At 43.9% G+C, this 24293-nt stretch carries 23 protein-coding genes; 5 read left to right on the top strand and 18 right to left on the bottom strand.

Annotated elements, in window-relative coordinates; genetic code table 11:
• Positions 1-42: 42 nt before the first annotated feature.
• Positions 43-993, bottom strand: a complete 951-nt coding sequence (gene tal / locus OCV20_RS20825; RefSeq protein WP_009845571.1) for a transaldolase — start codon at positions 991-993, stop codon at positions 43-45.
• A gap of 459 nt (positions 994-1452) precedes the next feature.
• Here tal and OCV20_RS20820 point away from each other — a divergent pair, with 459 nt between their 5' ends.
• Both OCV20_RS20820 and OCV20_RS20815 read left to right on the top strand, forming a co-directional pair.
• Positions 1453-2460: a sugar-binding transcriptional regulator gene (locus tag OCV20_RS20820; RefSeq protein ID WP_086774785.1), complete on the top strand. Its 1008-nt coding sequence runs from the start codon at positions 1453-1455 to the stop codon at positions 2458-2460.
• A 170-nt stretch (positions 2461-2630) separates the two neighbouring features.
• A complete protein-coding gene (locus OCV20_RS20815) occupies positions 2631-3998 on the top strand; it encodes a glycoside hydrolase family 18 protein (RefSeq protein WP_202910135.1) in 1368 nt (455 codons plus the stop codon).
• 78 nt (positions 3999-4076) lie between these two features.
• Here OCV20_RS20815 and OCV20_RS20810 read toward each other — a convergent pair whose 3' ends face one another.
• The 7 genes from OCV20_RS20810 to moeA form a co-directional block, all read right to left on the bottom strand.
• Complete coding sequence (locus OCV20_RS20810) at positions 4077-6371, bottom strand: putative bifunctional diguanylate cyclase/phosphodiesterase (protein WP_086774786.1); 2295 nt, start codon at positions 6369-6371, stop codon at positions 4077-4079.
• 386 nt (positions 6372-6757) lie between these two features.
• Positions 6758-7606, bottom strand: coding sequence for a sulfurtransferase (locus tag OCV20_RS20805; RefSeq protein WP_086774787.1), 849 nt, complete (start codon positions 7604-7606; stop codon positions 6758-6760).
• 157 nt (positions 7607-7763) lie between these two features.
• Positions 7764-8078: a hypothetical protein gene (locus tag OCV20_RS20800; RefSeq protein WP_050620744.1), complete on the bottom strand. Its 315-nt coding sequence runs from the start codon at positions 8076-8078 to the stop codon at positions 7764-7766.
• Positions 8079-8284: 206 nt separating this feature from the next.
• Positions 8285-8920 (bottom strand): hypothetical protein, encoded by a 636-nt coding sequence (locus OCV20_RS20795; RefSeq protein WP_086774788.1) that lies wholly within the window; start codon positions 8918-8920, stop codon positions 8285-8287.
• An 11-nt stretch (positions 8921-8931) separates the two neighbouring features.
• Complete coding sequence (locus OCV20_RS20790) at positions 8932-11067, bottom strand: LruC domain-containing protein (RefSeq protein WP_086774789.1); 2136 nt, start codon at positions 11065-11067, stop codon at positions 8932-8934.
• A 255-nt stretch (positions 11068-11322) separates the two neighbouring features.
• Positions 11323-12072, bottom strand: coding sequence for a molybdopterin-synthase adenylyltransferase MoeB (gene moeB / locus OCV20_RS20785; protein ID WP_086774790.1), 750 nt, complete (start codon positions 12070-12072; stop codon positions 11323-11325).
• Between the two features lie 12 nt (positions 12073-12084).
• The gene (moeA, locus tag OCV20_RS20780; RefSeq protein WP_086774791.1) at positions 12085-13320 is read right to left on the bottom strand and encodes a molybdopterin molybdotransferase MoeA; all 1236 of its coding nucleotides are present in this window, start codon (positions 13318-13320) and stop codon (positions 12085-12087) included.
• 216 nt (positions 13321-13536) lie between these two features.
• Between moeA and folE the strand changes: the two genes are divergently transcribed.
• A complete protein-coding gene (gene folE, locus OCV20_RS20775; RefSeq protein WP_086774792.1) occupies positions 13537-14190 on the top strand; it encodes a GTP cyclohydrolase I FolE in 654 nt (217 codons plus the stop codon).
• 671 nt (positions 14191-14861) lie between these two features.
• On the opposite strand, the gene OCV20_RS20770 is transcribed toward folE, so the two are convergent.
• Positions 14862-15515, bottom strand: coding sequence for a hypothetical protein (locus tag OCV20_RS20770; RefSeq protein WP_238382828.1), 654 nt, complete (start codon positions 15513-15515; stop codon positions 14862-14864).
• Complete coding sequence (locus OCV20_RS20765) at positions 15508-16047, bottom strand: YaeQ family protein (protein ID WP_086774793.1); 540 nt, start codon at positions 16045-16047, stop codon at positions 15508-15510. Before OCV20_RS20765 ends, OCV20_RS20770 begins: the two co-directional genes overlap by 8 nt.
• 371 nt (positions 16048-16418) lie before the next feature.
• Between OCV20_RS20765 and OCV20_RS20760 the strand changes: the two genes are divergently transcribed.
• On the top strand, positions 16419-17405 hold the full coding sequence (locus OCV20_RS20760) for a KAP family NTPase (RefSeq protein WP_261881524.1): 987 nt from the start codon (positions 16419-16421) through the stop codon (positions 17403-17405).
• Positions 17406-17440: 35 nt separating this feature from the next.
• Here OCV20_RS20760 and OCV20_RS20755 read toward each other — a convergent pair whose 3' ends face one another.
• Positions 17441-18361 (bottom strand): IS5 family transposase, encoded by a 921-nt coding sequence (locus tag OCV20_RS20755; protein ID WP_086773621.1) that lies wholly within the window; start codon positions 18359-18361, stop codon positions 17441-17443.
• Between the two features lie 66 nt (positions 18362-18427).
• The gene (locus OCV20_RS20750) at positions 18428-19348 is read right to left on the bottom strand and encodes an IS5 family transposase (protein WP_086773621.1); all 921 of its coding nucleotides are present in this window, start codon (positions 19346-19348) and stop codon (positions 18428-18430) included.
• Between the two features lie 135 nt (positions 19349-19483).
• Here OCV20_RS20750 and OCV20_RS20745 point away from each other — a divergent pair, with 135 nt between their 5' ends.
• Complete coding sequence (locus tag OCV20_RS20745) at positions 19484-20350, top strand: hypothetical protein (protein WP_261881523.1); 867 nt, start codon at positions 19484-19486, stop codon at positions 20348-20350.
• Between the two features lie 62 nt (positions 20351-20412).
• Here the strand turns inward: OCV20_RS20745 and OCV20_RS20740 are convergent, their stop codons facing one another.
• The 6 genes from OCV20_RS20740 to OCV20_RS20715 form a co-directional block, all read right to left on the bottom strand.
• Positions 20413-20697: a hypothetical protein gene (locus OCV20_RS20740; protein ID WP_261881522.1), complete on the bottom strand. Its 285-nt coding sequence runs from the start codon at positions 20695-20697 to the stop codon at positions 20413-20415.
• Positions 20698-20837: 140 nt separating this feature from the next.
• The gene (locus OCV20_RS20735) at positions 20838-22733 is read right to left on the bottom strand and encodes a phage tail tape measure protein (protein ID WP_261881521.1); all 1896 of its coding nucleotides are present in this window, start codon (positions 22731-22733) and stop codon (positions 20838-20840) included.
• A gap of 35 nt (positions 22734-22768) precedes the next feature.
• Positions 22769-22879, bottom strand: coding sequence for a GpE family phage tail protein (locus OCV20_RS20730; protein WP_016785386.1), 111 nt, complete (start codon positions 22877-22879; stop codon positions 22769-22771).
• A gap of 41 nt (positions 22880-22920) precedes the next feature.
• Positions 22921-23205, bottom strand: coding sequence for a phage tail assembly protein (locus OCV20_RS20725; RefSeq protein WP_004737238.1), 285 nt, complete (start codon positions 23203-23205; stop codon positions 22921-22923).
• A complete protein-coding gene (gene gpM / locus OCV20_RS20720) occupies positions 23189-23914 on the bottom strand; it encodes a phage terminase small subunit (RefSeq protein ID WP_261881520.1) in 726 nt (241 codons plus the stop codon). Before gpM ends, OCV20_RS20725 begins: the two co-directional genes overlap by 17 nt.
• Before the next feature lie 11 nt (positions 23915-23925).
• Complete coding sequence (locus tag OCV20_RS20715; RefSeq protein ID WP_061016063.1) at positions 23926-24291, bottom strand: phage tail tube protein; 366 nt, start codon at positions 24289-24291, stop codon at positions 23926-23928.
• Positions 24292-24293 lie beyond the last annotated feature (2 nt).

Genomic DNA, 24293 nt, shown 5'->3' with positions numbered 1-24293 from the left:
AGGGGAACTGAACGTTCCCCTATTTGAATTTGGTAAGAGTGATTACAGCTTAGCTGCGATCATGTCTTCTAGTTTGCCTTGGTCAACGGCGAAGTTGCGGATGCCTTCAGCCAGTTTCTCAACAGCCATTGCATCTTGGTTGTGGTCCCATAGGAACTCAGCGTGAGTCATCGCTGCTGGACGCTCTTTAGTACCGTTAGAGTCGATAAGCTTCTCTACTACTTCGCCTTCTGCAGCTTCTAGGTCAGCTAGAAGTTGAGGAGCGATAGTTAGACGGTCACAACCAGCAAGTTCTAGGATCTCGCCGATGTTACGGAAGCTTGCGCCCATAACAACAGTTTTGTAACCGTGGTCTTTGTAGTAGTTGTAGATATCTGAAACAGAGATTACACCTGGATCTTCTGAAGCTTCGAAATCACGACCTTCTTTCGCTTTGTACCAGTCCATGATGCGACCTACGAAAGGAGAGATTAGGAATACGCCAGCTTCAGCACAAGCACGAGCTTGAGCGAAAGAGAATAGAAGCGTTAGGTTACAGTTGATGCCTTCTTTCTCTAGGATTTCAGCAGCACGGATGCCTTCCCAAGTAGAAGCCAGTTTGATAAGGATACGGTCGTTAGTGATGCCAGCGTCGTTGTACATTTTGATAAGTTGACGAGCTTTAGCAACGCTGCCTTCCATGTCGTAAGAAAGACGAGCATCTACTTCAGTAGAGATACGGCCAGGTACAACTTTCAGGATTTCTTTACCGATGTTCACGTTAAGCATGTCGCAAGTATCTTGAACTTGCTGTGCTTTATCACCGCTTTGCGCTTTTGCGTATTCGATAGAAGCATCGATTAGAGGAGCGTACTCAGCAATTTGAGCAGCTTTAAGAATTAGAGATGGGTTAGTTGTTGCATCTTCAGGAGTGTACTTGCTGATAGCTTCGATATCGCCAGTGTCAGCTACAACAGTTGTTAGTTTACGAAGTTGCTCTAATTTATTGCTCATTTTGATCATCCTATGTATCGCATAACACCTCGTTAATGGGAGAGGTGTGGGCATTTGCAAGCTAACTAATGAAGTTCTCAATGGTTGTACCAGTGAGCCAAACTTACATTAATTTAAATTTTTCTCCGAACGAACATTTGCACAGAACATTTGATCGCTCGATGAGTAAATGATGTAGCCATATTTATCCGATCTAGCCCCAAAGTCAACGGTAAATAGTGCTGTATGGTGACTTCAGTCAAATATATTTCGCTCTAGTAATCATGGGGTATGCAAGCAAACGTTTAACGAGCAAAGTGAGGTGAATTAATCAACAACAAAACCATGGTTATGACGATGAGCAAATGTACCTTGCTGTTACATATGTTCGGGGTGTAAACTTGTGTATCACTTGCTTAAGCATCGAACATTTGTTCTTCAAGCAGGTAAAATAATTGTTAAATATTGGTTGAGTGATATATGAGTAAGAATATCCAAGATGTTTCCGAAGAAAACACTGATCTCCTCACTGAAGTAGCGGTTGCTTATTATCAAGATGGTGCCACGCAAGAAGAGATATCTAAAAAGTACTCTATCTCTCGTGCAAAGGTTGGTCGAATGCTCAAGCAAGCCAGAGATGAGGGCATTGTTGAGATAACCGTGAAATACCACCCTGTCTTTAGTGCGAAGATCGAGCAACGTTTGATCGAACGATTTGGTGTGAAGCGAGCACTTGTGGCACTAGATCAACCAAATGAAGAGAAGCAGCGATTACAGGTTGCTGGTTTAGTGTCTAACTATCTTACCAGTACACTGAAAAACGGCATGGTGGTGACAGTAGGACAAGGGCGAAACGTATCGTCTGTTGCTCACCACACTGGTGTCATTACGCCACGAGACTGCAAATTCGTGTGTGGTATCGGCGGTATTCACCCAAGAGGTGGTATGTTTAATGCCGACCATATATGCAGGCAGTTAGCCAAAAAGTACGGTGGATCTTCTGAAACCTTGTACGCGCCTGCTTATGCCGAGAATAAAGCGCAAAAAACCGCATTCATGGAAAACAGCACCGTTAAGCAGACCCTAGATCTCGCTCGAAAAGCCGATGTTGCATTAGTCGGTATCGGTGATATGAGTGAAAACAGTTATATGGTCGACTTAGGTTGGTTTACCGCAGGTGAGGTTGTTCAATCTCGTCTATTACAAGGTGTCGTCGGTGACTTTGCTGGTTATGACTTTTTCGATGTTCACGGTAAAACAGCAAACACAGTAATGAGTGATCGTGTAATTGGTTTGGCCTTGGAAGAATTCCGGCCAATAGCAGAAGTCATTGCCATTGCAGCAGAGAACAGTAAACCTCTCGCTTTGTTAGGTGCACTAAGAACAGGCGTGGTAGACGTGATCGCAACAAGCGTAAGTAATGCTTTAACGGTACTTAACTTGGATGAACAACTTAGCGTGAATAAACCAAACGGCAGTGAATCGTAAGATATTTGTGCTTCGTTGAATTCACTATTTGAGTAATCATGGCAATTCCTCCCTAATGAAACCAGTGCAATAAGGGGGATAACTATTAGATATGACTCGAATAGTGAATTTGTTCAGCGGTTGAAAGAATTATCACTCTTTAATGTTAAGCCACACTAAAGGAGATAATTATGAAACTGTCATTTATCACACACGCTATTTCTAGCAACAGTGACCAATCAAGTTCTATCTTTAAATCTATTTCTATCTTTGGGCTTAGCTCAATAGCCGCAGCTTGTATGCTCACACCTACAGCACATGCCGATGATAAAGTCGTCGCAGGGTATTTTGCGGATTGGCAATATCTGAATAAAGACAACCCTTATACCGTTGACGACATACCTGCAGACAAGCTCTCACATATTATTTACGCCTTCTTGAGCATGTGTGGTCCTCATAGCGGTGCTGGTGAGCCCGTCCAAAAACAAATTCAGCAGCAATGTGCAGACAAACAACCATATACCGCGATTATTGTGGATAAAGAAGCTGCGTTAGAAGTCGATTTCGGAGACGTGGATGTTGATGTCGCCTATAAAGGTCACTTTGCCCAGTTAGCTCAATTGAAGGCCGACAATCAAAATATCAAAATCTTGCCATCATTTGGTGGATGGACAATGTCTGAACCTTTCCATGCGATGGCGAAAGATCCTAAAGCCATTGCGCATTTTTCAAAAACTGCTGTTGAGTTGATCCAAAAATATGACTTCTTTGATGGTATTGATCTTGATTGGGAATACCCAGGAGGCGGCGGCTTAACCACTTCGCCTTGGAACCCAGAGACTAAACTAACGGATGAGCAGAAAGCGCAAGAGCGTGAAGCTTTCACACTTTTAGTAAAAACAATCAGAAGTGATTTGGACGCTCTATCAAAGACGACTCAAAGAGATTACGAGCTTTCAACGGCTGTCGGTGTTGGTACTAAGGCAGCCCAAATAGATTGGAACGCAGCCAGCCCATATTTGACGAATATGTTTGCGATGACGTATGACTTCCTCGGAGGCTGGGGAACTCAAACAGGTCACACAACAAACTTACATGCCACCGAGCGTAGTTGGTGGGGAATGGGAGCTGACGTCTTCATTAATCAGATGATAGAGCAAGGTATTCCTAGCGAGAAGCTTGTGATCGGGGCAGCTTTTTATGGTCGAGGCTGGCAAGGTACAAAAGACTTTGCTGGAGAGCTGCCTAAAGGTGACCTAGTTTCTGAACAAGGAGCGCAGTTTGGTACCGGTGAAAACGGTTACTTTATGTTCTGGGACCTTATGAATAACTACAGCAGCAAACAAGGTTATGAGTACAAGTATGACGAGCAAGCTCAAGCACCTTATTTGTGGAACCCAGATAAAAAAGTATTCATTTCTTTTGAAGATCAGCGCTCTATTAAAGCAAAGGCAGAATGGGCGAAGAAATCAGACCTAGGCGGCATTTTTACTTGGGAATTATCAGGAGATCCTTCCGGACAGTTGATCGATGTTATGCATAGCGAAATGAATAAATAACCCATCAGAAAATATCTAGAAAATAAGGTAGGTGTTTATCCACCTACCTTATTTAGCTCGTCTATTTAACTCACGTTCTTAAACAGAACATTCCGCGTGCTCGGTCACTTGCTGGTTTAGGTGAGCAGCCAGCTCATCATAAGGAATAGGGCGAGAGAAGTAATAGCCTTGCATCAAGTCACATCCACATGCCTTTAGAATTGCGAAGTGCTCGTTCGATTCTACGCCTTCTGCTAATACCACCATGCCGAAGTTCTTACCGATTGCGATGATGTTTTGCACCATTGTGAGTGATTGCTGGTCGACAGCAATGTTCTCAATAAAGCTCTTATCGATTTTAAGCTCATCGATAGGCAGTGCTTTCAACATGCTTAGTGATGAATAGCCTGTCCCGAAATCATCTAGAGAGATCTTTATATTCTTCTCTTTGAGGGCTTCAAAAGTCGGTTTCACTAAAGTCACATCTTCAATGAACAAGCTCTCCGTAATTTCTAGCGTTAAACAGCTAGGAGAGAGTTGATACTTTTCTAGTGTCGCGAACAAGTGCTCAGAGAAGGATTGATGAGAAAACTGACGCACTGATATGTTGATCGACAGCCCGATCTTTTGTTCTGTTGTTCGGTGCAAGTGGGCGATCTGCATAATGCTGGACTCAATAATAAAAGTACCCAGCTTTTGCATTAAGCCTGTGCTCTCAGCTATCGGTATAAAGACATCTGGCGGAACAAAACCCAATTCGTCATCAATCCAGCGAACGAGTGCTTCTACACCGTGAATACTCTCATTTGCACGAACCAGTGGTTGGAAAACCATGAACAGTGTTTGTTTCTCAATAGCGATGCGTAGCCTTTGTTCTACTTTCATTTTGTAGAGGTGCGCGTCTTGCATTTCCGTTGTGAAAATACTGTACGAGTTTTGCTGCTGTTTCGCTTTGTACATCGAAATATCGGCAGAACGTAACAGGCTATCCAGATCTTTTCCGTGTTCAGGGAAACGTGCTACGCCGATGCTGCAACCTAACAAAAACTGAGCGCTTTCAACTTCATAAGGTTGAGAAAGCACTTCAATAATGCGCTTGGCGAGTCGTTTAATTTCAGCTTGATTCGACAAGGGCGTTAAGAACAAAAACTCATCACTGGATTCACGTACCAATAGGCTGAGGCGAGATCGGAACCTCATCAAACGCAAAGCGATCTGTTTGAGAACCTTGTCTCCAAAGTCATGCCCGTGGGTGTCATTGACGCATTTAAAGTTATCGATATCGATAAATAATAGCGAAAATGGCTCTGACTCATCGTCAATCCATTTGCCAATGTTTCTACGCATGTACAAACGGTTTGGCAGAGAGGTTAAAGGGTCATGGTTCGCCTGATAAATGAGTTGGCTACGAGTGCGTTGTTCATTTTTGGCAATCGACTTAACCAAAAAGTAGAAACCAAACTGAAGAAAAATAAAGGCAACGAAAAGAATGCTGAATTCTTGTATGAATATACTATCGACGTGAGTTAGGTCGGTACGTCCTACCACCCATAATTTGTAGTTTGGGATGTATTTCGCGCTCATTAAAGAGTGGTATTGTTCATCGTCGACGACAAAAGAGTAGGTTTCTTGCCCATTCATCGCTTCTTGCACGCTAATTCCGAAGTGGTCGGTAAAGATACTTGCAATACGCTGTATGACATCTTTGCCTACTGGAGAGGAATACGCACTCTCAGATTCGATATCACTCGAATAAAATTGGCGATAGCTGTCTTTTCGGATCAGGCTTAGTGTATTGAAACTTCCGGCGTGAGCATTATTTTCAAATACGATCGTGGCGTCTAATCGTAGCCCTGCGGTCATTACTGCATCGGTTTTCTTGCCATCGATTGAAATGGATTTTCTCAGCGGGATAACCAAGCTATTCAACGATTCTTGAAAATAGGTACGGCCAAGCACCATGCTACTGCTTGATAGGGCGTCTAAAAAGGAGTCTCTTGTTGGCGCGTATTGCAGCAAGTTCCTTTGATTCGCAAGTTCGAGATTTGAGCTGATCGAGAGGTAATCACCGCCGGTGTTCAACAAGCCAAACGCTGCTATCGCAGGGTGAGTCTCAAGTAGCTTGTCTAAAATTGGCCTAATTTGGATAGACGCAGTACGTGTGAAATCAGACTGTTGAGCCAGTTGATGGCCGACTACTTCTAACAAGGCTTCTTGACTGGTCAGCAGTGAGTTGACGGAGCTAGAAAAAAGCTCAACCTGAATGTGCTGCTGCTCTATGAAGTCGTCTCTGTTCGCTTTCCAGTTTGTTATTCCCAACGCCGCGAAAAGTATCAGGGTCAGTAGTACGATAAACGCGTACAGCGACCAGATATTTTTCTTAAATAGAGCCATGAGATGCCTTTTGTTGGTTACTACTTTTAACAGACTGCAAATGACAAACTATTGGGTTGTCAGTGTGATTCATGCAACGAAAGATACAAACACAAATGGTGAAAGTATCAATGATTAAATAGTGTAACGACTATGAGCAGAGATTCTTGAGTGAAATATTAGTATTCATAACGTCGATAACGATTAGTTTATGATTAATCACAAATTATCGTTAGCAACTTAATGTGGGCTATAAATCAAACGGCGTGAATCGAGTCTTGGTCTCAAATGAACATAGCGTTAACTGCGACATAAAAGCTTACTTCATGAGACGTGAGGCCATCATTATCAGTAAGCTCTTTATGCATGCGCAGTATATTCTAACAGTGGCAGTAAGCGAAGTTGAATTACTTTTTAGTCACGGCAATAGGGAGTTTGTCGTTAGCACCCCATTCCGTCCATGAACCATCGTAAACGCCCATTTCACCTTTATGGCCAGCGAGTTTAGCGGCTAATAATATGATGCAGGCTGTTACGCCAGAGCCACAGCTAAAGAACATAGGTTGAGAAGGCGTTAATTCTAACGTTGAAAAGATATCAATAAGCTCTTCTTGAGGCTTTAACTTACCGTTATCGAGTACTTGGGCAAATGGTAGGCAAATAGAATTCGGTATATGGCCACTACGTAAGCCTTCACGTGGTTCAGGAACTTCTGAATCGAAACGAGCTTGAGAACGAGCATCTACAATGTTTGCGCTCTTGTCAGTTGAGTAACCTTCAATCTGCTGAGCACTGACAAAGTAGTTGTCTTGAATATGGCCTTCAAAATTGCCCGCCTTTACTTCGGTGCGATAGTCAGTCTCGGTCGCGTAACCGGCTTCGATCCAAGCGGGCAAACCGCCATCTAAGATGAATACGTCGTTGTGTCCCATTGCCATAAACATCCACCACGCACGGGGAGAAGCGAAGGTTCCGGAGTTATCGTAAACCACAATCGTACTGTCTTGATTGATGCCACTTTCCTTTGCGCGAGTGTTGAAATGTTTTTCGCTCGGGAACATGTGAGGAAGCAGAGTATGTTTGTTACAAAAGTCTTTGTCGTAGTCAAAACGAATAGCCCCAGGAATCATTTGTCCTTTGATCTTTTCTGACTCGCTTGGAATTTGAAACTCGATACTGGCGTCGAGGAGGATGATGTTGTCTTCTGCTAGCAAACGTTGTTGAAGTTGTTGTGGTGAGATGAGTGGCTGATTCATTATTGTTATATCCATTCTTGTTGTTTTAGCGATTCTTGCTGTTATAGCATTACTGCTGTTTTAGCGAATACAGTGTTATAGCATTACTGCTGTTTTAGCGAATACAGTGTTACAGCGATTACTGTCGTTTCTACGAATACCGTTGTTGTATCGATAGCTACTGTGCGGCTCGACAGTGGATGAACTGATAACTGCTTTGTCCGGTTATTTGATTGTTTAATGTATCAAGCGCGACCACAGAATCAATAGGGCAGTCTGTGGTAGGAGCAATAGAGACCCGAAATACGTCATTATCTTTTGTCTGAACCGTAAGATAACGCCTGTGCCCATCTAAGGATTGAGTAAGCGTGTTCGAAATGACTTTGGCTTGAATGCGTTGCCCCGTCTCTGATGTTAGCGGGAAATAGGCAAGGGCAACTAACACGCCTACGCCACACATTAAGATAAATAGACCTATTTTTAACTGTTTCATGAGAGTAAGTCTTTGAAGGTTATATTGAAAATATAAGTGAGATTGGTGGTAAAGTGAATGCTACTCGCTAAGAAAGCTGAATTAATCGCTCTTCGACGAAAACAAAAAAGTGAGCATTTCTGCTCACTTCTTACTTACAAACAACTAATTTTGACTCTGTTTCGTCATAGACCTAACTAACGACAAGTTACCTGCTGTTAAACGATTTACTGCCAGACAATCTGAGAGTCGCCGCTAGAAACCACTTGTTGTAATGGAGGTTGACCATCGTAGAACCAAATCTCTATCAAGAGTGCTTCATGGTTTACCGGTGCTGCAAAGTTCGAGGCGAACACACCATTATCTAATGGACCTGCAATGACCTTACTGGAGTAATCTGGCTTCAAGGTTGAGTCATCTCTTGTACTAAATCGGCTATAAACGGTCACAAAAGAACGGTCTGTCGAAATGCTGCTGATGTCGATGTCGAGATCAAACTGTTCAACAGAGTTGTAGTCAAACCCGTCAGGTACCACCAAATCACTCATCGTATAGCTTTGCGCTGCTGCCGCACTTGTCGCGGGAGACGGCGAAGGCGTTGCTGTTACCGGAGTCGTTGCTGTTACCGGATTCGACGGGGTTGCAGGTGTCGAGGGTGTAGATGGCGATGGAGTCGATGCACTGCTACCGCCCCCACCGCCGCCCCCACAACCGGCTAATACTAATGGAGCTGCTGCTAAAAAAACGGCTAGTGACTTCTTCATGTTCCAAGTGCTTTGTACAGACATATGTTTTTCCTCAAAGAGATTACGACTTGAATCAACGCAATGATTGTCTCGATATTGTTTAGTGTGAATAGTCATAACGTCTCTCCTTATGGTTCGTAACGTTGGTTGTCTGCAGGTGATTGGTACCATGTCTGGTTCGTTTCACCGCCGGATTCTGCGTATGGTTTAAATTCTGGGTAAGCGGTAACAATATCGACGTACTCTAAAGGCCACTCCCATTCGTCATCCGAAGTCACAATTAGCGCCCAAGGGTGGTTTTCTACTGTTTTGAAGTATTTACCTGTTGATGGATTACTGTCATCAACGCCTAATCCAGCCTCAAAGAGGTTAGTGGTATCAAATGCTTCTGTTGGCGCTTGGTCTGGCAAGTGAACCTCCCAGCTGCGTCCTGGATGTAGAGGTAGGTTTTCACCGTGATAATACCCAGGCGTTGCGAAGATGAACGGGTCGTAAGGCATATCGGTCCAGCTGCCAGTATTCACACCGTCTCCGGCTAAAGTAATACCAATTTGGAATGAGAACTGCTCATCCTCTTTACATCCATTACTGGTGCGGTAGAAGGTACAGCCAGTGCTGATTTTTTCTGTCAGGTCATTGGCGATAACAAAGATTGCTTCGCTACGTCCATCTTCTAGGTCAAGGTCAGTGAATACACCATTGTGTTTCATGTAAGAGCTACCACTACTCACCAAGCTCGGGTCTAGGTTAGGAAGTCGAACAGCAAAACCATTTCTGTACGATGCTCCGACAGCAGCAAGGCGGCCGTCAATAGTGGACTTAACGACTTTTCCATCTTTAAGGATTTCGGTAATGCGATACATAAGAACAGCATCGTTCATGTCGTAGTCGGCTTTATATGGCCAGTTATCTTCGTATGCGAGCGTTGCGTAACCGGAAGCACTTGGGAAGTAACGAGCGGTGGCACCATCGTTAAGAACATCGACTTGAATATCGACCACCTCACCAGAGGTTGAACCGCCAAAGTAACTTAGGTTGGTTTGTTGACTGAATCTGAATCGAGCCCACGTCGTACCGGTCAGTGCGTTGATATCAACATTAAGGAAAAGATCGTTTTCACCAGCGTCTAACAGGTAATCGGTAAATACTTGCTCGTTGGCGCCATCGAAGCTGCCATCTTGGTTCCAGTCTATCCAAGCTGAAAGGTAACCGGTTGTTGAAGCTTCAATCACTACTTTTGAATCAAGACCAGCTTCAAGTGCGGTTACAAAACCGATACCACCGTTCGCCCACTCATCATCAATACCCACGCTTTCATCTGATTGCGGTGTTACGTAGCCGTCAAGGTCGGCGTCGGGTGCATCTGTACCTAACCAAGTCACGCCATCCAATTCATGTCGAGGACCGTTACTTGCTAATAACGTTAGGTAAGTATCTGGAGCGTCACCGAAGTCGATGTTGGAATCTTCATCCACAACGGGCGCATTCGCACAGCGAGCACCATCATTTTGATTAGAAGAAGGGCCATTGGATACAAACTCTACAGCAGGAACGACACCTGCAGCGATGTTTGCAGCGTTATCTGGGGATAGGTTGATACGGTAGATCTTACCGTCTTGATTTCGAGATACGTAGTAGTAGCCGTTCACATCGAAATAACCTGCGCCGAATGTCCCTGTTTCTCCGGTATCACCGATATAGGTTTCTGCACCAGTTGTAGGATTGAAGCTGTATAAGCCACCAGAGTTATTATCGATACCATATAAAGAGCCATCACTTGGATGGAAGGCGAAATCAGTCAATTTTACGGTTGCTGGGCTACCAGCTATTTTGTTAACCGTAACGGTCGCGTTTGGGTCGGTATCTAAAGGAGATAGGTCAACGGTGAATAGCCCTTTTCCAGTACGGTATAAGTAGTAAACGTGATCATATACGTCACCTACATAAAAGGTGTGATCGGTGGGTAAGCCACTGGTATTGATGACTTCAGCTTGGAAATCTTGACCAAGGCGAACTAGGCGTTTATTAGTAGTGTCGTAGCCGTATATATACCTGTCTTGAAAGTCGAAACCGACACCATTGATATTGGCATTCATACCCGTGTCGTCTTCGAGAAGGGTAGTTGAACCAGTTACTAGATTGACACCCCAAACCTCAACGGGTTTTGACTGAAACAAGTAAGCCTTACTTGGACATGTGTCGAATGGCGCAGCGTTGGCGGCTAGGGGCGCACTTAATAGCAAACTTAACGTTGTAATTCTCATATCTACATCCTTGTGATGGAAGGTCTAGATACTTTTACAAGTTACGTGCCATTTTTAAGCTGTTGATTTTTATGGTTTATGTTTTAAGTCGCTAAGTTTCTCATTATATTCTCAAAATGAGAATTCAAATGAAACTAATCTCTCATAGAGTATTTCAAATTGATAAAGCGAGTTGAGATGCTGACGTTGAGACATAAAAAAGCCCCAACATATAGTCAAGGCTTAGGCTTTCGATAAGAGGGGATAGGATTTAGTTTATCCACACACCGAACAATTAGGCATCTTCATTAAATTCATTTCACGCCAGCTGTGAGACATGGCATCGAGAATCAAAAGTTTGCCTTGCTTTGGTTGTCCAAACTTGGCAATAACCTTGATAGCTTCCAAAGCCTGAGCCGCGCCTACCATGCCAACAACAGGTGCCATCACACCGGCTTCAACACAGCTTAGAGCAGCGTTGCCGAATAGAGCGCTCAAGCACTGGTAGCAAGGTGCATTTTCATCTTGATAAGTGAATACGCTAATCTGACCTTCCATGCGAATCGCAGCGCCCGATACGAGTGGCGTTTTTGATGCGTAACACAAACGGTTCAACTGATTGCGCGTTTCAACGTTGTCACTGGCATCAAGAACAAGCGAGTGTGCTTCAATCAACGTGCCAAGTGTTTCGTCATCAAGCCTGTGATCGACAGTTTCAATCGTCAGATGAGGGTTCAATACCTGCAAAGACTCGGCAGCAGAATCGACCTTCTTCTTACCAATATCAGCATCGGTATGAAGTACTTGTCGCTGTAAATTTGAAAGCTCGACAATATCATCGTCGATCAGTGTTAGCTTACCAATGCCCGCCGTCGCAAGGTATTGAGCAGAGGCACAGCCTAAACCACCTGCACCTAACACTAAGATTGAACTCTGTTTCAGCGCTTCTTGGCCTTCAAAATCAAACTGTTTGAGAATGATCTGGCGATTGTAACGAAGCATCTCTGCGTCAGACAGTATTTCCATCAGCAAGCCTCGTTAGTAAAGCGTCGAGTTAAATAGTTGAACCTGAACCGTTTCACCGACTTCTACACGGCCACGTTCACGCTCTAGGACCACAAAGCAGTTTGCTAAGCTCATTGAACGGAAAGCGCCGGAGCTTTGGTTACCTGTTGTCTCTACTACAAACTGACCGTTTTCAATCGAGTAGATGCCACGTTGGTAATCAGTACGGCCTGGGCCTTTTTTGAATGCAGACTTAGTGATAGCAGGAATCGATTCTGGTGCTGTCCATGCGGTGTGACCTGCCAGTTTAGCCAGCATAGGCTGAACTAACACATACATAGTCATCATTGCTGATACTGGGTTACCCGGTAAGCCACAGAACCACGCGTTATCCAACTCACCAAATGCGAACGGTTTACCTGGTTTGATAGCGAGCTTCCAGAAGCCGATTTGGCCGAGTTCTTCCAAAATATCTTTGGTGTAATCCGCTTCACCAACACTCACGCCGCCAGAAGTCACAACAACATCTGCGAGTTCTTGAGCTTTTTCGAAGGTTTCTTTAAGCGTTGTAGGGCAATCAGGGATGATGCCTAGGTCAATCGCTTCACAACCAAACGCTTCAATCAGCGGTTTAATGCCGTAGCGGTTGCTGTCGTAGATCTGACCGTCTTCAAGAGGTTGGCCTAATGGCTTAAGCTCATCGCCAGTAGAGAAGAAAGCGACTTTAGGCTTGTGTGCCACAGTTACATGGCTCACACCGAGCGAAGCAATCATTGGAATGTCACGAGGTGTTAAACGTTCGCCACGGCTAAGAACGATATCGCCTTGCTTGATGTCGTCACCAGTAGGGCGAATATTATTGTTCAACTTGATGTCGTCTTGTTGAATTTCAATGCCAGCGCCAGTTTCAGCCGTATTTTCTTGCATGATTATGGCATCGCATCCTTCCGGGATCTTTGCGCCTGTCATAATGCGAATACAGGTGTTTGCTGGCCATTCACCTTCAAATGGTTGACCTGCAAAGGACTTACCCGCTAAAGGCAGTACTTTACCGTTCTCTAGGTCTGCTAAGCGCAGTGCATAGCCATCCATTGCTGAGTTATCAAAAGGAGGGACGAAAATAGGGGATAGAATATCTTCAGCAAGTACGTAACCCAATGCTTCTGCCAATGGCAGTGACAAGGTCGTTTGAATAGGTTTAATTGGTGATAGCAGCTTATCTAGTGCTTCTTCAATTGGCATCAAGCCCGGAGCGTCGCAACAGCCCATAATTGAAATCCTTTGATCGTTATTATTTTGATTTGGTGGTTGGCAATAGGGATTCAATAGTTATCAAATCATGATGGTTCGCCAACGAAATTGCAGCCACTTTAGCATAGTTTAAGCCCCGTAAATAATGACCTCCCTTAAAATATGGGTGTATTTATTCAAAATTCCGAGTATCCTTGTTTGCCATCCAGAAGGGGTAATAAAAGAGGAAGTTCAATGTCAGGTCTTAGCGAATCAGCGAAGTTGGTTAAAGATGCGCTAGCAAGCCGCGGGTTAGAGACGCCAATGAGTCCTAACCAGGTTAGCCGAGAAGAGAAAAAGGAACGAATCGAGCACCATATGCGTGAGATTCTAACTCTCCTTGAACTTGATCTTACGGACGATAGTCTGGAAGAAACACCGCAACGTATTGCTAAAATGTACGTGGATGAAATTTTCTCTGGTTTGGATTACGCTAATTTCCCTAAAATTACTGTAATCGAAAACAAGATGGGCGTTCGTGAGATGGTACGAGTAAAAGACATTACCGTGACCAGTACGTGTGAGCACCACTTAGTGACGATCGATGGTAAGACTGCGGTCGCTTATATCCCTCGTGGGAAAATCATCGGCCTTTCAAAGATTAACCGTATTGTTCGATTCTTTGCTCAGCGCCCACAAGTTCAAGAGCGTATGACTCAGCAGATCCTTGTTGCATTGCAAACTCTACTCGAAACTGATGACGTTGCTGTAACCATGGACGCGGTTCACTATTGCGTGAAATCTCGCGGTGTAATGGATGCAACCAGTGAAACGACAACCACAGCTCTGGGCGGTATCTTCAAATCTAACCCAGCGACTCGTCACGAATTCTTACACGGCCTGCGTTAATACGTTTCGTTATTGGATCAACGAGATTTAGCCTCTGTAAATTGATGTTCGTTGAAATATATTCTAAGCCTCGCTTTCTGCGGGGCTTTTTTACGCCTGTAATGAAGTTAATTGTAATGACTACGAATGTCGTCATTCCCTAGAGTGAAGAATGAGCGAGTAGGGAGTCTGTTTATCTGTGTAGTTTCTGACTTGGTATGAGATCCCCGACTCAGTCGTTCCTCCTTCTCGAGGATGACGGCGAGTGAGGTAAAATACGAGGGTGAGGGTTCAGTGTGTATTCTATCTCCAGCCTTTTAGAAGAAAACGCTGCTGATCTTGCAGAATGAGCGACTCCTTAACTTTTGTCATTCCCTAAAGCGAGGAACAAACGTAATAGGGAATCTGTTTTGATTAGGCGTTTATTAGTTTGGTCGGCGGGAGATCCTCGACTCAGTCGTGCCTCCTTCTCGAGGATGACGGCGAGTGTGGGGGAATTCGCTCAATAGTATTTCACCTATAGCAGTTTCTGTTTCTGTCTAGGCAAACTGAAACGTTGAATCTCAGTAACACGAGTCAGTCATTCGCTAAAGTGAGGAACGAACGTAATAGGGAATCTGTTGCGGCCAAGCAGAACAAGTACGCTCTATTAAAACATAGAGCTTAACTATAGTCAGTCGCTGGTGGGGTGCTTAAGAAAGGTTAAACAAACGCTTTAAGTGGTGAACAATACCGGATGGCTTGTTCTCAGCTTGATAGATGTTCAAACCATCGTAAAAACTGGCCATGAACTCTACGCGAATCTCATCATTACTGCTTCTCGATATGCGAGACAGTAGCGTAGCGGCTACAGCTGCGTGATCATTGGCTAGGCTGTAATCCATTCCTAGTCGTCCTTGAATGAACAACCACAAGTGCGTGACTAGTTTTAACTGTTGAGCGTTAGAGTTTTGAAACTTGTCGCTGTGTTCAGTGCCCACTGTATTATCGAATACATTTTGCATCGCCTCATTGGCTTCTTTATTGCTTTCAAAGCGATAGCTTGCATCGATATGTACCTTGGTTAACAGGCCAAGCAACGTCTGGCGTGCAGAATTGTCCGGCTTGTTCTCGCAAGCGTGTTTGAACAGAGCGTGGTTTTCATCAATAAATGACGACAGCTCTTTCTCGTAGCCTGTCGAGAGCGCTTTGACTGAATCTAAACCTGCTTCTTTTAAACACTGGTGAAGCTTGGTTCTAGCTTGTTGTTTGGCTTTGATTTCTTGCTGCGCGTCGGCTTGCTGCTTGGCTTCTTCTTGCAGGCTAGCTTCTGTTTGCGAACTGTTCGGGGTTGGACGCTCAGTCATTACTCTGTAGCTCTTCCCAAGTTACTTCTGCAGATTGAGTATCGCTGTTTACGAAAGCAGAGTTACCCGACAGCATGACTGAAAGATCCATCGTACGTTGTGTCATCGCTGCTAGCTGCTCAATACCATCGTTGTCTAGACGAACGATCTGAGCTTTTAGGTAACCGAATTTACCTTTGTTCTGCTCCCACCAAACGTTTGATTTAGTGTTGAAGCTGAATACGCGCACTGATTTAGATAGGCGAGTTGCCTTCTTAACACGCTCTGGATCAGGTTCGCCTACATCAACCCATTCTAGGATTTGCTCGTCTAACGACTTCTGCCATAAATCGGGTTCTTCAATGCTAGACAACCCTTTAGTGAACTCAAGTTCAGGAGATGCATTGATACAGAAAGCCATGATACGTGCCATCATTCGCTGTTCTGTTTCAGAAGGGTGTTGTGCAACCGTTAGATTAAAAGAGTCGTAATAGTCGCGATTCATATCGGTTAAAGAGATACGAAACTTGTAGATTGTGGGTTTGAGAGCCATGTGATGTAAGGGTTCCAATCGGATGAGGTGTACTATAGGTGTACCAATGAGTTTTTTGAAATCACAGCCTATAGATAAGTTGTGCCTAGTATAAACGAAGTAGAGCAGTTAGCTAGCAAGATAAGGCTTTCGGTACTCCCAATTATTTTAAGCACTTATGGTGAGCTAACAAGAAAGGGATCAAGCGGTGACAAACCATATCAATGGTACATTCCCTAGTTGTGATATTCGCAACACCAACAAGAAAAACGGATTAGCTCTGAGGGATAAGTAGGCGTGAAATTGATTATAGTTACTATTGGTTAAATAAATTGAACGACCTATGAGCATTTGAGTATTATACAAATAATATAAATTGTGTTGGATTTTTAATGGACAAGAAAACAATAGGTCAACAAATAGTTGAACGGCTGATAGATAAAAGTTTCCCATCAATAGTGCTACTTTCAGGACCTTGGGGGAGTGGTAAAACCCATATAGCGAAAACTGAACTCATTCCAGAACTGAATGCTCTCAAAATGAGATCTCATTATGTTTCTTTATACGGTTTATCAGACTTAAACGACTTTAGAGATCGAGTGATATCTGGTTGCGAAATCAATTGGTCTCGAGTGTTGAAATGGAGTTCTCCAGTTAAAAATCTAACAGGGGTAACAACAGCCGCTCTTGGTGATAACGGCACTGCATTAGGTGTAATGAATACTCTAACTCAATCATCCAAACATAAGCTGATATCAAAAATTAACAACATAGCCATAATTGTTGATGATCTAGAAAGAGCCTCTAGCGACGACCTCATTTCTGAAGTTCTTGGAGAGTGTCTTAACTTCGCAGAGAACAATACTAATGTTTGGGTTATTGTTATCGCCAATGAAGAGCATATTCGAGATAAGCCTTTATTCGAAAAGACATTCATGGATAAACTCTATGTTACCCCTTCACCAAAAGACTTAATCAGATTCGTAGAAAATAAGTATCCAAATTTGCTTTGTACCTCTACAAAACAGCACCTTAAGTTAGTCTCTGAAGAACTTAAGCTAACAAACTACAGAGTTATTCAGCGTATATTACAAAGATATGCATGTCTGATTTCATTGATCGAAAATAAACCCGAAGTAGACCAAGTAACTGCTAAAAAAATGCTCATTGATAAGGTAGCTCGCATTTGCCATGCTCACTACGAGTGTGGCTTTTCCGCAACTGAGTTATGTGGATATATGGAAAATTCGACTCGACTTTATGAAAAAATCGTTGCTCAAAGAGCTAATAACAAAATGCAAGATGAAACTGAAAGTAGTGAAGATGAGAGGCAAAAGACACTAGAGAGAATACTTCGCTCGGCTTTGTTGCGTAATTAAATTTAGAGATAGAGCCAACCCGTTTCGCTTGTTTCTTAGTCAATACGACAAGTTTCAGGCATACCTAACCCAGTAAGCTTGTTCAACGCTTTTATCATCGCGTAAGTTTCACCCACCTGGGCATTGTAATTTCTTAAGCTCAGTTTCCCTCCTAGCAACTGTTTAACTCGATACATCGCTGTTTCTGAGAGTGAACGTTTGTGGTATCCATACCGCTCTTTCCAATACTTATTTGAGTCGTATAATTTCTGGCAACCCACGGCGAAATTTCGAGGGTGACCACGCTCCCAGAAGGCAGCCCCTTCTCTTGGGGGAATAAGCGCAATAGCTCCCTTAATCTTAATAGCAGCGTGACACGCTCTCGTGTCGTAAGCGCCATCACCAGACACCTCAAGGATACTTCGGCGTGTTTGTTTCAGTAAGTTCGGGAGTACTTCTCCATCTGTAACCGTCGATAAACTTAGCTCGGCGGCAATGATCTCATGAGTGTTGGTATCGACTGCAATATGCAGCTTTCGCCAGACTCTACGCTTGCCATCCGTCCCATGTTTTTTGACTTTCCATTCACCTTCGCCATAAACCTTAAGGCCAGTAGCATCAATGGCTAGGTGCTGTATCGCTCCTCTCGTTTTAGTCTTAAATGAAACCTCAACTTGCTTGGCTCTACGACTGATGCAGGTGTAATGCGGACAACTTAACGGTACATGGGCTAACCTAAATATCGAGTCGATAAATCCTTGCAGCGCTCTCAATGGCATAGAAAAAACTCGTTTGACCATGAGTGCTGTCGTGATAGCTAAATCACTGAACCGACGCGGCCTACCGCGCTTATTCTGTTTGCTTTGCGCCCATCCGCTTATTGCTTCTTCATCAATCCAAAAAGTCAGAGAACCACGGTTAATGAGTGATCGGTTGTATTGCTTCCAGTTGGTTGTTTTATAACGAGGCTTAGGCATAGGACTACGAGAGGCTTTGTTGCGTAATTAAATTTAGAGATAGAGCCAACCCGTTTCGCTTGTTTCTTAGTCAATACGACAAGTTTCAGGCATACCTAACCCAGTAAGCTTGTTCAACGCTTTTATCATCGCGTAAGTTTCACCCACCTGGGCATTGTAATTTCTTAAGCTCAGTTTCCCTCCTAGCAACTGTTTAACTCGATACATCGCTGTTTCTGAGAGTGAACGTTTGTGGTATCCATACCGCTCTTTCCAATACTTATTTGAGTCGTATAATTTCTGGCAACCCACGGCGAAATTTCGAGGGTGACCACGCTCCCAGAAGGCAGCCCCTTCTCTTGGGGGAATAAGCGCAATAGCTCCCTTAATCTTAATAGCAGCGTGACACGCTCTCGTGTCGTAAGCGCCATCACCAGACACCTCAAGGATACTTCGGCGTGTTTGTTTCAGTAAGTTCGGGAGTACTTCTCCATCTGTAACCGTCGATAAACTTAGCTCGGCGGCAATGATCTCATGAGTGTTGGTATCGACTGCAATATGCAGCTTTCGCCAGACTCTACGCTTGCCATCCGTCCCATGTTTTTTGACTTTCCATTCACCTTCGCCATAAACCTTAAGGCCAGTAGCATCAATGGCTAGGTGCTGTATCGCTCCTCTCGTTTTAGTCTTAAATGAAACCTCAACTTGCTTGGCTCTACGACTGATGCAGGTGTAATGCGGACAACTTAACGGTACATGGGCTAACCTAAATATCGAGTCGATAAATCCTTGCAGCGCTCTCAATGGCATAGAAAAAACTCGTTTGACCATGAGTGCTGTCGTGATAGCTAAATCACTGAACCGACGCGGCCTACCGCGCTTATTCTGTTTGCTTTGCGCCCATCCGCTTATTGCTTCTTCATCAATCCAAAAAGTCAGAGAACCACGGTTAATGAGTGATCGGTTGTATTGCTTCCAGTTGGTTGTTTTATAACGAGGCTTAGGCATAGGACTACGAGATAGAGTGGAGGTAGCTGATCAGATCGTAGGTTCTTGATTTAGTTCCATTGAATTACGCAACAAAGCCACTACGAGATAGAGTGGAGGTAGCTGATCAGATCGTAGGTTCTTGATTTAGTTCCATTGAATTACGCAACAAAGCCACTTCGCTCCTCAATTAGTCGTATAAATGGTTCATTTATTAATTATTGCCTTGGCTTAACCAAGTTACCCCAAAATATTGTTGAAGAGTTCAACTTACCTCTAATATCAAGTCCTATAGATAGAGTGGTTAGCTTAAACCTTACAGGAATGAATGAATCCGATTTTAATGCCGCTATTGAGAAAACAAAGGATTTTATCTACAAAGGCAAATCGAAACCATTTATCAAGTGGATTAAAGCTTTAGACTCATACCTCCATCTCTTAAAGAATAAATATACATCGGGAGATATAAAAGAGGCGTTCAGCAAAGCCAAACATGAATCATCTAAAGATGATTTTTTTGCTCCTAGCCTCCATAGCATCGAAAGAGAATTTATCGGGGATATGTATAATGAAGATGTTGACTTACTAAGAAAAGAACTGCTCCCCAAAGTAGCCAACAAAACTAATAAAGAAAAATCTTCAGCTTTACAGGAGAGTTTTATACTTTCCTGGAATCAAGCAAGTTATACAATATACAAAAGCTATGACTTCAAACCATTTTTAAATGATTTCGACATAGGCCTAGTAGTAGATGGAATTATCAATAACTGGAATATTGAAGATACTATTGTATTTGGACAGTTTATGGAGGCTAGGTATAAGAGCAACAGTATTTATGATTATTTATCATCTGAATTCAATACTGTTCGAGACCTGATAACTACGATAGAAACACGAATTGAAGTAGCAGAATCTTCTTTAAAAACAGGGATGTTAGTTGAGCTATTGGAGCACCTAAGTAGAGCTCTGCAATGGATAAGTAGAGCAGAAAGCACAAGAGAAAAGGCAGCTCTTCCTAGATGAAGCCGAGTTGATTGAGTTACTATTGTACTAATCGTTAACTTGTCATCGTTCACAGTCAAAGTTTACATGATAGTAAGTTGTACTTCATAAATCAGATCTTGAGCTGAAAGCAACACTTCTGATTCTTCATCCTTTAGTGTGGAATTAGACTTACGGAGTACGTATAAATAGTCGAACTTTACAAAGAAGTCATAAAGCAAAGGGGGGATATTGGGGTTTACTATTGAGATATATTGCTCAAGGCTCTCATTTGGCAAACAAGCGTACTCTTTACTTCCAAGAGCCTTGATGATAGCCACTCGAATGAAGCGAAAAAATGGGTCCAGTTCTGGTGGGTTAGCAACCATGTCTATTTGTCTACTCCTTTAATAAGTTAAGCTTCATTTTTAACAATGCTTGTCATAGCTACAATTACTGTTGCTTGCAGGGTCGAGCCAGTTAACAATTAATAAGTCTTTCTTAGTACTTCTTTGGCAAACTCGTTAAATCAGAAGCTTGTCGCCATATTCCCCACATCCAAATTTAAGTCGGTGCCTTTTTCTGCCTTCGCTTTATCAATCGCGACTGGCTTTTCAGATTTGATGGTCAATGACACTTCAGATTTACTTTTGATGCTTTGATTACCTAGTGGACTATACGCTGTGTGCCCTTTAATTGGCTGAATCCCTCCGGTTTGATAAGCGTGGTATCCCTGCTCGGTTTGGGTTCGCTCAGTTCGATTTTGGGTTTCATTGGTCGTAATGCCAAGCGTCGCGCTCTTATCTTCAATACGCTTGAGTTTAGCGGCTAAGTTATCGACTTCTTGGCCAGCTTCATCAGTTTGAATTTTCCACCCATCGGGGATGAGCGCATCCGGCAGCTTGTTGATTAGGGCTTTGAATTTATCCCATAACCAGCCAATGCCGTCACCAATCCATTTAATGACTTTGTCTAAGCCAATGAACTTATCGATTAAATAAGTGATCGCGATTACTGCAGCGGCAACCGCGGCCACCATAAGCCCGATTGGGTTTGCCAGAACCGCTGCATTTAAAGCAATCAGAGTCACTTTGAGAATGGCGACCGTCGCCAGAATCCCTTTAAAGTTTTGCGCTAACCAAATAAGCCCTTTACCTAGCAGTTCAAAACCTTGATAAAGGCCGTCTACGGTTTGAATAAGCTTTTCGATAAAATCGGTTCGCCAGGCTGCGTTCTTAAATTTCTCAGAAAACTGCGTGAATGCTTTGGTCGCTTTTTCCATGATGGGTGCAAGTGCTGCAAATTTCATAGAGCGAACGCTTTCTTCGATTTTTTGCAGAGCATCGTTGTAGGCTTCCGCTTTCGCCGCATCTTCTGCAGTCGCACCGCCACCCAATGCAATGAGTTCTTTTCGTGCTGCCGTTAATCCTTCGGTGCCTTCACGCAACATGATCAGCATTTTACGACCGTCTTGTCCAAAGGCCGCGTCCGCAAAGGCCATTTGCTCTTGCGGCGTTTCAAGCTGAGAAAACTCTTCAAGGAGCATTTCATAAGCCTGCTTAGTGTCTTTCGCGCCTTGTAAATCTTTATGCAGCGCGTTCTCACTCTTCTTGAGGTAAGAGCCTAACGCACCAGCCCCCGTTTTTTGCAGCACGCCAAGCCGCTTGGTAAAGCGAAGCATAGAGTTAGACAGGGCATCAGAGCTTACCCCCGCATGTTCAGCTTGGGACTGCATGGCTTGGAGTTCTTGAATGGGTAGGGTTAGGGTCGCCGATGTCTTTGCCAGGTTGTCCATTTCACCTGCCGCACCATTCACTTGTGTCACTAACCCGGCAAAGCTCAAACCACTTAACAGCGCGGCGCCTTTTCCTGCCGCTGCAGCGCCGACCTTGGGAAACTTGATGGAACGGCTCAGCTTTTGAATCGGGCTCATGACTCTTTGTAGGGTGGTATAACGCTTACTAAGCCTGCCAATTTCCTTACCATGCTTCTTGTAACTTCGATTCAGTCGGTCGTACTCATCATCAAGATTCCCTGTATTTACTCCTGTCTTTTTTAACTGGGTATCGAGCTTTTCTAAATGGGACTTGTAACCTTCTTGCTCAGTGTTCAGTTTGTTCAGCTTAGCTTGCTGCTTTGTGATTTTCTCCGTTAGAGCCGCACTTGGTGATTCAACGCCTGCCGCTTTTACTTTTAACTCCTCAAGCTTCTCGCTGACCGCAGCAACCGCAATGGCGTTCTTGTCCATTGCTTTTCGTGACGTTTTTAAAGAATCAATCATCCCCATTGCTGCAGAGTCATCAGCCTGTGTCTTCTGTACCTTTTTGATAGATTTGGCGTAATAATCGCTCTCGCCACTCATCCCTTTGAGAACGGCTGAAGTTTTATCTTTCATATCCATGAGAACAGACAGTTTCATTTTCATTCTGGATAGCCTTTTGTTGATACAAAAAAGAGAGCTTATTCGCTCTCTTGTGGTGTTTGTTCGTGCCTCTCTCGGGCAAGCTCTCGAAACAGTAATAGATCGTCGTAGCTGAGTTTGTCTATTTCGCTTGGCGGCCAATGGAACACAAGGGCGATATCTGCGTAATAGTCTTCAACTCGATCTATTACTATTCCGTCGCGACGAAAAAAGAGGCAAGCGTCGTGAGCAAAGGCGCCCAGTTCTCTGGAGGCATGTTGATAATGTCACGCTCATTCAAGCAAGAGATTCGAGGCAATAGCGTTTGTCCTGCTTCAAACTTCATTCCGCACACATCTATCAAGCTCAACCCGCGCAAATGCCCAGAGTGTGGCTTGCTGATATCAATATGCGTAAGCGCTTTGCCGTCTTTTTCAATAGGCGAGGCCAGTTCCGCGACCTTGACTTGTGACTCGTCTTTAATGGGGTTGGTCATAGCCAAGCTCCTTTTGTAATGCTTCAAGTTTCTTCTTTACGCCGCCTTTGTTTGGATCTAGCTTCATCACTATCTCAAACAGGTTGTGCGCCTTTTCTTTGTCGCCTGCTTCAAAGTGCCAGTCACCGACAAGGCGGAACATTTTCACTTTAAGTGGAGCGTTAGTAGCAAGCTCACCCGCCAGTAAATCATTTACGGCTTTAAGCAGGTATTCGCGCTTGTACTCTTTCTTTTCGGTGTGCGCTTTGTGCGTGTACTTAAATACGTAATCACAGAAGCCAGTTTGACCATTCACTTTGAAATTAGCCGGTGTTTCTAATCCGCCATCGATGGCCGCTCGAAAGTCATCGTGGATCTCTTCAAACTGGCCAAGGTCAAAGTGCCACATATAAAAGCACCACATCACATCGAGGTTGCCGTAGTCGCCTTTGTGAGTGTCCAATAGTTTTTCAACCAATGGTCGGTACTTGTTAATGAGCTCTTGTTTGTACGGATCTTTCTCTTTCGAACCAGACAAGGTGCGCAAGTAGCTTTGGTCTTGTTTAAACACAAGTTGCGTTTCTTCCCAGGACTTATCAGCAAAAGCGGTGCGAACGGCTTGGCCTACTGTTGACTCGTTCATTACGTCAACACTGTCGATAGCTTTAAAGGTTTCAACCTGTTCTGGCTTTGCCTTCTGAGCCTCTCGTTTCATCAGTATGGATAACATGGTCTTTCTCCTTACTGCGGGATGAGTTCGTCACCGTTGAAGAGCACTTCAAGCTGACCATCTTTTATCGCAACCGTAAGCGGGTCGACTGTCCATGCGCCCTTCAAGGTGTAAGCGCGGTTTGTGTTCGTTTCTAAAGTGATGTCTTCACCCACAAAATCAGCAATGGCTTTTTCATCGGTGTCTTGAGCGTGAATGATGGTGCATTTGATAAAAGGCGCATCCGAGAATTGCTCAGAGAAACCCAAAGGACCGTCGTCACCCATTATCGTCTCGCGCTTCATGTTGCCGAGGCCATATTCCGCCCCTTCTTTGATGGGAAGGCGTCCCAATGAACCCGCGTTAAGGACAGCTCGGCTAGTAATTTTTGTTCCCATGA

Source organism: Vibrio coralliirubri, assembly GCF_024347375.1.
GTDB lineage: Bacteria > Pseudomonadota > Gammaproteobacteria > Enterobacterales > Vibrionaceae > Vibrio > Vibrio coralliirubri.
Note: the sequence above shows the minus strand (reverse complement) of the source record. Positions and strands in the feature narration are given on the sequence as shown.

Coding starts and splice junctions, on each gene's coding strand:
- tal (WP_009845571.1), bottom strand. CDS start 993: ATGAGCAATAAATTAGAGCAACTTCGTAAACTAACAACTGTTGTAGCT.
- OCV20_RS20820 (WP_086774785.1), top strand. CDS start 1,453: ATGAGTAAGAATATCCAAGATGTTTCCGAAGAAAACACTGATCTCCTC.
- OCV20_RS20815 (WP_202910135.1), top strand. CDS start 2,631: ATGAAACTGTCATTTATCACACACGCTATTTCTAGCAACAGTGACCAA.
- OCV20_RS20810 (WP_086774786.1), bottom strand. CDS start 6,371: ATGGCTCTATTTAAGAAAAATATCTGGTCGCTGTACGCGTTTATCGTA.
- OCV20_RS20805 (WP_086774787.1), bottom strand. CDS start 7,606: ATGAATCAGCCACTCATCTCACCACAACAACTTCAACAACGTTTGCTA.
- OCV20_RS20800 (WP_050620744.1), bottom strand. CDS start 8,078: ATGAAACAGTTAAAAATAGGTCTATTTATCTTAATGTGTGGCGTAGGC.
- OCV20_RS20795 (WP_086774788.1), bottom strand. CDS start 8,920: ATGACTATTCACACTAAACAATATCGAGACAATCATTGCGTTGATTCA.
- OCV20_RS20790 (WP_086774789.1), bottom strand. CDS start 11,067: ATGAGAATTACAACGTTAAGTTTGCTATTAAGTGCGCCCCTAGCCGCC.
- moeB (WP_086774790.1), bottom strand. CDS start 12,072: ATGGAAATACTGTCTGACGCAGAGATGCTTCGTTACAATCGCCAGATC.
- moeA (WP_086774791.1), bottom strand. CDS start 13,320: ATGGGCTGTTGCGACGCTCCGGGCTTGATGCCAATTGAAGAAGCACTA.
- folE (WP_086774792.1), top strand. CDS start 13,537: ATGTCAGGTCTTAGCGAATCAGCGAAGTTGGTTAAAGATGCGCTAGCA.
- OCV20_RS20770 (WP_238382828.1), bottom strand. CDS start 15,515: ATGACTGAGCGTCCAACCCCGAACAGTTCGCAAACAGAAGCTAGCCTG.
- OCV20_RS20765 (WP_086774793.1), bottom strand. CDS start 16,047: ATGGCTCTCAAACCCACAATCTACAAGTTTCGTATCTCTTTAACCGAT.
- OCV20_RS20760 (WP_261881524.1), top strand. CDS start 16,419: ATGGACAAGAAAACAATAGGTCAACAAATAGTTGAACGGCTGATAGAT.
- OCV20_RS20755 (WP_086773621.1), bottom strand. CDS start 18,361: ATGCCTAAGCCTCGTTATAAAACAACCAACTGGAAGCAATACAACCGA.
- OCV20_RS20750 (WP_086773621.1), bottom strand. CDS start 19,348: ATGCCTAAGCCTCGTTATAAAACAACCAACTGGAAGCAATACAACCGA.
- OCV20_RS20740 (WP_261881522.1), bottom strand. CDS start 20,697: ATGGTTGCTAACCCACCAGAACTGGACCCATTTTTTCGCTTCATTCGA.
- OCV20_RS20735 (WP_261881521.1), bottom strand. CDS start 22,733: ATGAAAATGAAACTGTCTGTTCTCATGGATATGAAAGATAAAACTTCA.
- OCV20_RS20725 (WP_004737238.1), bottom strand. CDS start 23,205: ATGACCAACCCCATTAAAGACGAGTCACAAGTCAAGGTCGCGGAACTG.
- gpM (WP_261881520.1), bottom strand. CDS start 23,914: ATGTTATCCATACTGATGAAACGAGAGGCTCAGAAGGCAAAGCCAGAA.
- OCV20_RS20715 (WP_061016063.1), bottom strand. CDS start 24,291: ATGGGAACAAAAATTACTAGCCGAGCTGTCCTTAACGCGGGTTCATTG.